This is a genomic window from Rhizobacter sp., from assembly GCA_021153565.1.
GTDB lineage: Bacteria > Pseudomonadota > Gammaproteobacteria > Burkholderiales > Burkholderiaceae_C > Albitalea.
This window is the reverse complement of the sequence record JAJKJU010000307.1, coordinates 1-10920: the sequence shown is the minus strand read 5'-3', so window position 1 is coordinate 10920 and position 10920 is coordinate 1. Positions and strand designations below refer to the sequence as shown.

The 10920-nt window shown below is 59.1% G+C and carries 9 protein-coding genes and 2 pseudogenes; 10 read left to right on the top strand and 1 reads right to left on the bottom strand.

All coding sequences use genetic code 11. The annotated features are described in order from the left end of the window. On the top strand, nucleotides 1–258 hold a 258-nt coding region (locus AC30NL_RS19405), incomplete at its 5' end, for a hypothetical protein (RefSeq protein ID WP_489465628.1). 107 nt (nucleotides 259–365) lie between these two features. Here the strand turns inward: AC30NL_RS19405 and AC30NL_RS19400 are convergent. Next, nucleotides 366–503: a hypothetical protein gene (locus AC30NL_RS19400; protein ID WP_489465627.1), complete on the bottom strand. Its 138-nt coding sequence runs from the start codon at nucleotides 501–503 to the stop codon at nucleotides 366–368. A gap of 351 nt (nucleotides 504–854) precedes the next feature. On the opposite strand from AC30NL_RS19400, the gene AC30NL_RS19395 reads away from it, so the two are divergent. From AC30NL_RS19395 to AC30NL_RS19355, 9 genes and pseudogenes are all read left to right on the top strand, one after another. After that, nucleotides 855–1823, top strand: a complete 969-nt coding sequence (locus AC30NL_RS19395; protein ID WP_489465626.1) for a hypothetical protein — start codon at nucleotides 855–857, stop codon at nucleotides 1821–1823. A 790-nt stretch (nucleotides 1824–2613) separates the two neighbouring features. After that, nucleotides 2614–3969: a metallophosphoesterase gene (locus tag AC30NL_RS19390; RefSeq protein WP_489465625.1), complete on the top strand. Its 1356-nt coding sequence runs from the start codon at nucleotides 2614–2616 to the stop codon at nucleotides 3967–3969. After that, a complete protein-coding gene (locus tag AC30NL_RS19385; RefSeq protein WP_489465624.1) occupies nucleotides 3962–4999 on the top strand; it encodes a GTPase-associated system all-helical protein GASH in 1038 nt (345 codons plus the stop codon). The genes AC30NL_RS19390 and AC30NL_RS19385 overlap by 8 nt, the downstream gene beginning before the upstream one ends. Further along, nucleotides 4999–6000, top strand: a complete 1002-nt coding sequence (locus AC30NL_RS19380) for a TRAFAC clade GTPase domain-containing protein (protein ID WP_489465623.1) — start codon at nucleotides 4999–5001, stop codon at nucleotides 5998–6000. The genes AC30NL_RS19385 and AC30NL_RS19380 overlap by 1 nt, the downstream gene beginning before the upstream one ends. Next, nucleotides 5997–6872, top strand: coding sequence for a TRAFAC clade GTPase domain-containing protein (locus tag AC30NL_RS19375; protein WP_489465622.1), 876 nt, complete (start codon nucleotides 5997–5999; stop codon nucleotides 6870–6872). Before AC30NL_RS19380 ends, AC30NL_RS19375 begins: the two co-directional genes overlap by 4 nt. After that, nucleotides 6869–7174, top strand: a pseudogene (locus tag AC30NL_RS19370) (GAP1-N1 domain-containing protein); the annotation flags it as partial. The gene AC30NL_RS19375 and the pseudogene AC30NL_RS19370, both read left to right, overlap by 4 nt. Before the next feature lie 123 nt (nucleotides 7175–7297). Beyond that, complete coding sequence (locus tag AC30NL_RS19365) at nucleotides 7298–9541, top strand: hypothetical protein (protein WP_489465629.1); 2244 nt, start codon at nucleotides 7298–7300, stop codon at nucleotides 9539–9541. A gap of 336 nt (nucleotides 9542–9877) precedes the next feature. After that, nucleotides 9878–10102, top strand: a complete 225-nt coding sequence (locus AC30NL_RS19360; RefSeq protein WP_489465621.1) for a hypothetical protein — start codon at nucleotides 9878–9880, stop codon at nucleotides 10100–10102. A 564-nt stretch (nucleotides 10103–10666) separates the two neighbouring features. Further along, nucleotides 10667–10920: pseudogene (locus tag AC30NL_RS19355) on the top strand (hypothetical protein); the annotation flags it as partial.

Sequence of the window (10920 nt, the reverse complement as noted above, 5' to 3'; positions counted from 1 at the left end):
CGGGCAGTTGGCTTCGAATCGAGCGAAAACCTCACCAATTTCTGGCAACAACTCATCGTCAAGTGGTCACTCAACGGCGCACTTGAGTTGAATATCGAAATACTCTCAGCCTCTGAGGCCATCCTCAAGAGACGAGAACCACTCGTCACGCAAGATCTTCGGCCCCTTGCCCTGCTGTGCGATGCCGTGAACAGCCACGATGCGCGTCATCCGCCACCTCCGCATGCTCAAATTGACATCGACAGATGCTCGCACTAGCCCGTAGCAAACGCAAGCCTTGCGATGCTACCCTCGCGCAACCCAAAACCTCATCTGGCAAGTGGCAAGGCAAGGCGCAGCGTTTTCAGGATCGGTTGTCCTAGACTCTAGGCGCCGAAGCCGTGGCTCAATCGCCTCCTCGATACGTCACCGAATCGCTGCACGTCCTTCGGGTACGCAAGATCGAGGATCTTGAAGATCTGGCTCATCACCCCGACGCACCGAGTGGCACGGATCGCTCGCATGTGTGATTGTTGCGCCGCGCCGATCGGACGCTACCGAATTTCGGAACGGGGACAGCTGGCCAAACGAGGAGGGACCAGGAAGCGTTCACGGAACCGGCAAGCGTAAGAGCGCAAGTTGACAGTGAAAGGCTCAATGACGACTGCTGTTAGGCATTGATCGCACTTCGCAATCTTGGCCGCCGGCAAGTCGGCGACACTCAGCGTTCGATGTGACTGGTTAACTTCGTGGTCTACGCGCCATGGTCGCTATGTGCGCATGCTCGGCGGGCGCGCACCAGCCCGAGGTTGATGTGGACCTCTCAACGCGGCCGTGACGATACGACCTTCGGCCAAGAGACGAAAGGAGCCCCCGTGGCGAAAGAGGAATGGGAAAGCTACAAGGTGGGACAAACATCGAGTCAACCTAACTGGTCGGCGCAGACATGCCGGCCTTTTGATAAGGTCAGTCACGTTGGTCACGTCGACCATGCGTTGAGGATTGTTGCCGACAAGAAGATCAGACAAAACCTGATATCTGATGCTTCGAAGTTGAACACCGCGCGCGTACTGGTAGTTTGGCTGTCGCCGAACCATTGGGGGAACGGATTTCGTTACGGCAACATTGCGTTCACGTACGATTTCGCCAAGCTCATTCGCGACAAGAACTATTACTGGGTGGAGGCAATGACGGACTACAGTCCTGCTGCGTGTCGAATCCTCATCACAGCCAAGGATCGCAGCACGATGTTGAATGCCTATGACCCCAAGAAGCGGGACGGGCCGTGGTGGTACGACGTTACGAACGATGCGCACTACTTCAACAACACTCACTGCCTTGAATTTATGATCGAGGCCGATTTGCCGCTCAAGGACGCTGCAAGAGTGGATTTTGTAAAGCACCATCCGGACATGTGTTCGGTGCACAAAGAGTCGCCCAAGTCATGCCCAGAGAATGATTTGAGTGAGGGCCACGGAGGCGCACGGTTCATTGCTACCGCTGCAGCCCGCAGTCTGAAGCTTTCCTCGCTTGCGAAGTCACTGGTGACGGAGGACGGTAAGTTGTCGCACCGTGTAAAGAGTGCTCTCGCCGGGATGCTCCCCCGTAGATTCAGCAAACAGTCTTTCGCTTACGCCGGTAAGGTCAGCGCGCGAACTGTTACGGGCGAGGCAGTAGCTCGGGCATTGCTCAATGCGCTTACAACCGGAAAGCCTTCCGATGCAGATCTGATCGCGGGACTGTTCCGCTCGGACGATAGTGTGATGAGAGCCGTGTCTGCCGTTGTGGCAGAGACCCTCGCCTGGCCGGAAACGACAGATATTTTGAAGGCCTTGGGGGATTGAACCCCGTTGACCCGCGAACCTTTTGACGGTCAAGTCATGCATGACGGCGCTTCCCCGCCCGACAGCGAGCCAAGGCCTATCCGAAATCTCGAAGCGACCTTCGGGTGTTGGCGATGATCCGGCTACACACGTCCGGTGATCAACTGACCGCTGCTGGTCGACAGTTGCTTTTCAAGCTGGCCGAAAAGCTTCCTCCATGACGATGTCCGCGTTGCCGGCCGTGTCAGTGGACTTGTAGACTATTGAGCGACTCAGGCTTCAAAGTTGGTGCGCTGTGAAGGGGTAGAGTGACCAGCGATGTCATCGCATGTGCACCATCACTTCGTTCCTCGCTTTCTGCTTGAGGAATGGGCGGGTGCAGTTTAGGTTTGTCTGACACCTGCCCGGTGTCAGCACAGCGTCGCGCAGGACACCGTCGTGAGGGCAGGTGTCAGACAAACCTAAACTCAAGCAGCCGCACGGCTTGCAAGGGCGACGGATCGCTTCTGGCCAGGACTGTGAGGCCACAGGTGTGCCGGTGAGTGTCCTTCGATGTCGCGGTGTCGTCGGCCCCGGGGCAGCTTTCAGCGACCTTGGCGAATTCACGGTGCCGGCCAACTGCAGGCCTACGCGAACGGCTGCTTGAGTTGCAGCCCTCCAAGTCGGACTGCAGCGATCACCCTGCGCCAACGCTGCCGGCCCGATAGGGTCGGGCGTCCACGAAGGTGCGCCTTTCGTGGGATCACCCAGATATGATCGGCGGCAAACAAACGGATCTCAGGTCGCGATGCCACCCACGGTCAAGAGGCACATGTCAATCGCTTTCGTCCATCTCTCTGACATTCACTTCGGCCAAGAGAAGGATGGATCCCTCTACATCCACGACGACGTCAAAGAGCGATTGATTGAAGACGTTGCGAGACAAGCCAATCAACTCCCCGGCGGATTCGCCAGCGGCGTGATTGTGTCCGGTGACATTGCCTACGGAGGCAAGGCGCCCGAGTACGCCGCAGCGGGAGCCTGGCTTGACAGGGTTGCGCAAGCGGCCGGCTGCGCGATCACAGACATCCAACTCGTACCCGGTAATCACGATATCGATCGGGACGAGATTTCACATGCGACCTCGTGGATGCTTCGGGAGGTCGCGGCGAAGGGGGAGACGGAGTTGGATCGATTCTTGGGTTCGGCACCCGATCGCGATCTGCTCAACCGCAGGTTCTGTGGGTATGAGCCGTTTGCTCAAGCCTACAACTCGCCGTTGGACATGACGGGGGGCCGTGCCGGTGAACGGACTGTTGAGCTGGCACCAGCCCGCTTCTTGCGCTTCATCGGCCTCAACACCGCTCTGATCTGCTCGCGCAAGGACGAAGAAGGAAGCCTTCTTTTGGGCGCCCGCCAAAGAGTGCTTCCGAAGACGGCGGGGGAGGAGTTGGTGGTCATCGCTCATCACCCTCTTAAGTGGCTGCAAGATTCCGAGGACGCACGCAGATTCGTGATCGCGCGCGCACGGGTCTTTGTGTCGGGGCACGAACATTCCCCTTCTGTACGCGTCGAGCGAGTGCGTGACGGGTGCGACTTGATGCTGCTCGCAGCCGGTGCGATGGTGCCCCCTACCGTGACCGACGAGTACACCTACACCTACAACATCCTGCAGTTCGAATGGGACCCTGTGACCGACGGGCTCGTTGTGACCGTTCATCCACGAGCCTGGGATGAAGACGCGAAAGATTTCCAGGCCGATGACAAGCGCTTGGGCGGCTCGCAGCGCAGGATCACGTTGGGATGCCCAAACTTTCGAGATGGCGCGGGGGTAAAGGAAATTGCGGCATCGACTGCGGGGCAATCGGCTCTACCATCTGCTTCGCCAGTCATCATTCCGATCGTTCACGAGGAAGGCGTTCTGGAAGAAAGGACGGAGCCGTCGGTGCCAGCCAAGTACTCGCTCTTGAGGCTGCGCTTCTTTCGGGACCTTACCGCTGCCCAGCGTGTGAGCGTACTCGTACGGCTCAACGCCTTGCCCTCCGATTGGGGACAGGCGCTGACCCACAGTGCCGAGAGTCACATGCTCGAAAACCTGCAAAAGGCTGGGAGGCTGGACCAGCTGGAAGCCGCATTGAACGAAATCGAAGCCCAGTCCGGAAACGAGGAGAACAATCAAGATGGCTGATATCGCGACGTACGTTCGAATTTTCAACGCCGCACCTACCGACGATTTCGTCGAAAAGCGTACCGCCGCTATAGCAGAACTCACTGAGAGGTTTGGCAAGAAAACGACCGTTGCGAACCTTCTGCAACTTGCCAATGGTGCTGCTACGGCCGCCCTTCCCAAGGCCAAGCTCGATGAGCGACTTGCCGAGGAAGTGGAGGCCTCAATCAAGAAACATAGCACTGCCTTCGTGCGTGCTGGACACGACCTCGAGATCATCGTTTGCGTCCTGCTTGGTTTGTTGGAACTGCTGAAGGCTGCCAAACCGAATTCGGGTGCGACGTTGCGTGTCACCGACGTGCTCGCTGCCGGATTGTGGTCGGCTCTTGCCTTTCAGCCATCGCGTCCTGAGGTGAAGATCGAAGCGCTGCGCGTCGAACTGTCTGAGGTAACCAGTGCACTGACACTGGCATCTGCGGAAGGTGCGCGGAAGCGCACAAAGGTCCCAAACTTCAACGTTGCGTTTTCGGAAGGCGGCGACGTCGCCGCCTTCAATAGGGCGTTCAAACCAGGAACCGAGTCCACCATTGCAGCACTTAGAGCGAACGCAATTTTGGATCGCGAAGAGTTGGACCTTCTCTGGTGGGCTTTGGGTGACTGGAGCGAATTGTTGGGTGATCGTGTCTCTACCTTGCCGCCTGAAGTCGCCGCCGTCACGAGCGGATTGGAGTTGGGCCGACTCCTTCGGAAACTTCCGGCAAATGCTCATAGATCTCTTGCACTGCGGAGCATTCACGCAGAAGGTCCGCCGTTGAATCTCGCGGAACTACTGAAAGCGTTGGATGGGCGGCGAGAACGGCTGGCCATCCCGCTGGCTGCCAACGAGGTGCTCTCCAGTTGCTCGGGCGTCTTTCCGTTGCTGACCGCGATTCAGACTGGAAAGCCCACTGCTCCCGGTGCCAAGGAAAAGCGTCCATTGCGCGACTGGGGATCGCGCGCTCTGCTCGAGGCGTCGATCCTATTCGTCTTGTTCGACGACACAGGGACCTGATGATGGAACGAGCCTGCCGTCGTCAGGAATGCACAGTCGCTCAGACCGGAATATGTCTTCTCAACAACGATGCGGCGACGTGCCCGGAACGCGAAGCGATTGTCGGCGCCTCGGTTGATATCATGGCAAGTCTGGAGACCGTGCTTCAGGCACCGAAAGCTAAGCCGAAATTCCCCTCCAGCTTGACACTGTCCCCCTCCGATCTGGAGAAGCTCACCGGCCGAAACTATTGCCGCATCGTCGGAATCCTTGGCGCGCCAGATGCTGGAAAAACTGCGTCGCTGGTCAGCCTATATCTATTGGTCAGCCATGCGCGCTTGGATGGGTTCGAATTCTGCGACAGTCGGACACTCATAGCGTTCGAGGAGATTTCGAGAGGGGCGAGGCGCTGGAACGCGGGCAAGCCACCCGAGCAGATGACAAGCCATACAGAACTTGCAGATGAGCGGACGGCCGGATACTTGCATTTGCGTCTGCGAAGCGTTGACGCGGACGAACCATTTGATCTTCTTCTTCCCGATCTACCCGGCGAATGGACGACATCGTTGATTGACAACAATCGTGTCGATCGGCTCGATTTCTTGAAATCTGCGGATGTGATCTGGCTGATGATCGATGGTCAGAACCTGATCGAGCAGCAAACGCGCATGCGTGCAATCCATCGAGTTGGATTGATGATGCAACGCATATCGAAGCTGCTGGCCCCTTCGGTTCCTCCGGTGACACTCGTCATCACCCGTCTCGATCTGGGCACGCCGCCGAACGAGACGATTGAACGACTGCATGCTGAGGCTTCGGCGCAGGGCATCGAAATGACGATTCGTCACGTCGCCTCATTCGCCGACCGAGAGGGTGTAGCTGCTGGCGCCGGCATCTCCGACCTGATCCGCGAGGCGGCGTGCAGCAACGGCCCACCCCTCCGCAACTTTTGGGCCGATGACCAGAAGCGCACCGGTGATCGCGCCGTTCTACGATTGCGTGACTTCGGAGAGACTGCATGACCCCGAGTTCGATAGTCCTGGTAGGCGTGCCAGATTCTGGCAAGACGAACTACATCGGGCGCTTGTGGACGGCGCTTCGGGCTCGAAAGGGTCGTCTTCTCGCCCCTGATGTTCCAACCGATATTGAGTACGTCGAAGACACCGTGGCTCATCTCATGCAGGGGGAATTCGCACCGCGATCGGAAAAGATGATCGGTGTGAGTCGCCGCGACTTTGTCGTTCCCGTTGTTCGCTCGGAAGATGGGCAGGATGGCACGCTGTTTGACCTCGTGGTCCCGGATGTTTCCGGTGAGTTGTGGAAGTTGGCCGTCGAGACGTTTGAAATTCCACAAGAGTGGATGGACCAGTTGAAGCAATCGGTCGGGGCTCTGCTCTTCGTGCGTGTGCTGTCGGAGCACAACGTTCAGCCCCTCGATTGGATCAATGCGGAGAAGCTTCTCAAGATCCACGAACCCGGGAAGGAAGACGCGGCGCTTCCTACCCAAGTGGTTCTGTGTGAACTGCTGCGGTTCTTGGAGCACACCCTTCGGCCTGCCGGCGAAAGGACACGACCTCGCGTCGCGGTCGTCGTCACTGCATGGGATCAATTGGACCGCCAGCGAAGAAACGCGGGCCCGCTGGCCTACTTGCAACGGGAGTACCCGCTCTTTGCTGGGCGACTTCAGGATATGGCCAAGCTCGATGTCCGGGTGTTTGGTGTAAGCGTGGTTGGTGGCGACTTCGATGACCCAGTGTTCAAGGACAAATTCCTAAGCGCTGGCGACCTGCAGAGCGCTGGGTACTGTGTTGTTCACGATGAGAAGAAGCTTCACACGGATTCGGATCTCACGTCTCCGGTGGCGTGGCTCATTGAACGGCAGCAAGGTGGATGAAAGCCAACCTGGTCGAACAGCAAGAACATGGCTATCGCTACGGCCATGAATTGCTTGCGTCGTCGGTCCATTTGGATCGATCTGACCAGGACATTATTGACAGACTGTCCGACATGTCGGGACCGCTCCGCCCCGGCGAGACGTTTGAGCCCTATCTCACCGCGTACCCTCTGCCAAGCGGGAAGTACTACGTACTGGCGCGGACGTGGCAGGACCACCAGGCCCCGCGTGCGGGATGTGTTCTCACAAGAAGTCTCCTAGTCCCAACGGCCACTTGGGAAGCAGCTCCCGCGCCGGCTGACTTTGTTCGACTTCTACTTCCGATAGATCGTGAGCATGGCCGTGCCGAGTCGCGACGTGTACAGCCCACGCACACTGTTCTTCCCCCTGTCTTCGAACGACGTGCAGGGGAGCTGGTCGAGGCGTTGTTCCTCGAGAACCGCCAACCAATGGTGATGTTCGAGACACGGCATGCCGAACTGCTCTCTTTGAGATTGCTTTCCGCGCTTTGGCCGGGCCTGCGGCGCACGTTTGCGATCTGCACGTTCGCGTTATCTTCGCGTCCATTGTTTGAAACGCGGCCGTTCGACTTGCTCTTCGCGCCGAAAACTGCGCGATCACGCTTTTCCGATTGGGCTGGGCGAAAGATTGAATTCGGCACCTCGCCGCCGGTGCGTCACCGATGGACTGAAGCAACTGCAAGGCAGATCTTTGAAGCAGCCGAGCCGAGCCTTGTCGCGATTGACGCGCTCGGAGTGCTTAAGGCCGATCGTCGCGGTGATGAGACCGTGTTGCGGCTGTCGTTGCTATGGAACGAGCTCGTCGAGAAGTCCACAAGCTCACCGACGGCTGCCCTTGGGCTGCTGGACATCCTCAGCTCGCAAGGAACCGCATTCGAGGAAGTCTCGAATGAGTTGACTCCATTGCTGGAGCGCAGCATCCAGATGGCTGGGTCAAGTCTCGCACCGATGGAGGCCTGGACGTTTCTGAATGCGCTGCTCGGAAAGTTCGCGCAACTTTTGCCGCCGCGGACCATCATCCGACATGTGAAGGATGCCGCCTTCTTGCTGACAATGGCGGAGCCTGAGACAGCAATTGAGTTCCTTTCACAACGCCAAGACGATTCATATCTGCTCCCTGCTGTGATTGCCGCAGGAGTCGGCAACGGACTCGCGACGGCGGGACTGTCGGCGATCTCTGACTCTGTTTCTGCGGTCGGCGATCAGACATTGTTGCGCGTACTCGCGTACAGCCGAAAGTTCTCTGGGCTGATCGCTCGATCGGTGAACGCCCTAGCTTCGGATGGATGGGTGCGGCGCATCGTGCGTTTGCTGGGGACCAAGGACGCAGTCCTCCGAGCGCGCATGCGAAGGAACCTCCTTCCGTTCCTTGACAACTCGGCACAGGCTCCGCTGCTGCAAGCGCTGCTTGCTCACACCACGCCGGCATCGCTGACTGATGCTGTGGTGAAGATTTGGTCTCACACACGCTTTGAAGTGGCAGCGTTCGATTCGGCGTTTCTGCGCGCTGCGAGCGGAGAGGCCACCATTTGTGCGATCCGAGACGCCATCCTGTGCGTGGAGGGGACTAAAGAGGCGAACAGGTTCCTAGTGAGCACGTTGCGACTCAGCGTCGACGAGTTGCGATGGCTGCTTACGCAGCAACGTGTGCCAATCGCGCGGGCTGTCGAAGTGTTGACCTTGCTCCTAGAGGAAGCCGATGATGCGTCGATCCAGGCGATTTCACGCCAAACCGCTGCAACAGACCTCGTCTTTGACGCTCTGCGACAAGGGTCGAACCGTGCAGCAGTCCAGATAGGTCGTATTCTGCTCGTGGGGCAAACGAGTGTTGAGCAACTCATCGCTCTTGGGCAGGAAGTGCTTCCGTTCATGTCAGAGCCCCATCGAACCGAAATCGCCAACGCGATGCTCCTCCGTGGGCTTTCGGAGGGCGATACTTCGAGCAAGGAACGCCTGCGCGAAGTGATCGGGAGTTTGCCGACGAATGCCTATCCGAATGATGTCGTACTGGCTGCCACGCAAGGCAATGCCGGATGGAACCGGATCAGCGAAAACATCTCGATGCTTTGCGGCACCCAGGGCGATCTCCGGCTGGGCGTTCTTGCACGCATTGAAGTTCTCACGGATCGCCTAGTTAGTCGACGCGGGGACGGTCTCAGTCGTTTGGCCGCTGAGTCATGGGCCACCTTGTTGTCCGAAGCCGGGTCTGTCAGCCGAAATGCCCAGACGTCGGCCGCTATGGCTGTGTTGCCATACGCGTTTCGGCACACAAGTGAGCCGTTGAGTTCACTCGTCGTAGCCGCGTTCCCCATTGTTTATGAGCAACTGAAGGCAGGGAACGAGCCGGCGGGCCTATTCCAAATGCTCTTCTTTCAGGATTGGGATCGATGCAAGACGGCTCGGAGGAGCTTGGTTCAGGCGTTCATGCAATCGTCCTGGCCGCCCGGAGACTTGCTGCTCATTGCGGTAAGAGCCGGAGATCCGCAACGAATCTTGAGGCTCGTCTCTCGCGAGTTCAATGGGAATCGGTACCTCTCTCTGATCGCCGAGGACCTTCGTCGCTTCCCAGAGGATGCGGGGACAGAGCTGCGAGCGCAGCTAGATGTGTTCGGACGTGAGGCAAGGTCTTTTCCTGAGCGAAAATCGTAGGGCGATGAACGCAACTTGTCGGCACAAGGTCGAACTTCAGGGTCGAGTTCTTCGCGCCTTGGTCGTCGTAGCGGCAGACCGCGCGGGCACCATCGATCCGTCCCGTAGAGCATGAGAGTCCGCTTTGCGCCGAGCGATTCGGTTGCCCGAAGTTCAGCTTGGGGTCGCTATGCAAAGCTTTGCATAGCGACCCATCGTGGACGGCATTTCAGGCTGATCGTGGACGCCGTTTCAGCGTGATAGTGGACGACGGGGGTGGCGCGCAAGTGATTTTCTGACCGGCCTCAGGCTCACCGCTTTTTGCGGTCCGAGCCGATGCCAACCAACAGAGTCACGATGCGACAAATCCGAGAGACATTGCGCCTGCACTTGCAGGCGGGGCTGAGCTACAGCGAGGTCGCCCGTGCGCTCAAGATCTCCAAGAGCGCAGTGGGCAAGTACGTGTCGCTGGCCAGAGTGGCCGGCGTGGACTGGGACACGGCCGAGACCCTCAGCGATGAAGGCCTGGAGGCCCGGCTACCGCCCGGCGCTGCCCCGCGGCAGCCACCAGCGCGCCCCTGACTTCGGTGTGGTGCACCAGGAGCTCAAGCGTCCCGGCGTCAGGTTCAGGAGTCCAGCGGACAGCCGCGCCGGGATGCAGTGAACGTCAGGTCTCGGCAGCCGCTGTCAGTCGCCGGTCAAACGTGAACGACGGCAGACAGTCTGGTCCTGCTGTTCGGTCGGTCGGCTTGAACGTCAGCAGATGGCCGTCAAGGATCGGCCAGCCGACGGCGCCGAACGGCAGGTCTGCGGCGCATATCTGCCGCCCAATATTGGGGGAGCGCTATGGCACATTGAGCGCCGTGGCATTCAACGCCCGAGCGGTCGAGGCCGCCCCGTCCCTGACGTTCGTGCATACGCGGCCCATGGCAAGTGTGCAGCGGTTCCGGTCGTTCGTAGCGCGGCGACGAAATCACGGTCTCGGGTCCGAAGGGGGGCGGGCTGCACATGCCGCCCGCAAGAAGGCCTATTGCATTTGACTCTGCCAGTCAAGCGAAAACCCGGTGGAATTTGCCTCGGGGTTTCGTCTGACACATCGCACCTCCCTGGACAAACTGCGCATCGGCAGTGAGCCAGGGAGAACACGTGCAAGCACCTCAAACCGACAACCGCATCGACCTCGCCGGCCCGGGCGGACAGTTCCGCGACGAGACGGGCGTCCTGTGGTCGGCCTCCGAAGGCCAGGTCACCAACGCGTGCACGTTCGTCGTGTGCGCCCTGACGTTCTGGCTGGTCCTTCCCGTCTTCTATGCGCTGTACCGCGCGTGGTGGACCTCGACGCACCGCTACGTCATGACCGACCAGCGCCTGCGCGAAGCCACCGGCGTCATGCTCCGCCG

Bases quoted from the DNA above. Each gene is read 5' to 3' on its own strand.
- AC30NL_RS19400 (WP_489465627.1), bottom strand. From the start codon at position 503: ATGCGAGCGATCCGTGCCACTCGGTGCGTCGGGGTGATGAGCCAGATC.
- AC30NL_RS19390 (WP_489465625.1), top strand. From the start codon at position 2,614: ATGTCAATCGCTTTCGTCCATCTCTCTGACATTCACTTCGGCCAAGAG.
- AC30NL_RS19385 (WP_489465624.1), top strand. From the start codon at position 3,962: ATGGCTGATATCGCGACGTACGTTCGAATTTTCAACGCCGCACCTACC.
- AC30NL_RS19380 (WP_489465623.1), top strand. From the start codon at position 4,999: ATGATGGAACGAGCCTGCCGTCGTCAGGAATGCACAGTCGCTCAGACC.
- AC30NL_RS19375 (WP_489465622.1), top strand. From the start codon at position 5,997: ATGACCCCGAGTTCGATAGTCCTGGTAGGCGTGCCAGATTCTGGCAAG.
- AC30NL_RS19360 (WP_489465621.1), top strand. From the start codon at position 9,878: ATGCGACAAATCCGAGAGACATTGCGCCTGCACTTGCAGGCGGGGCTG.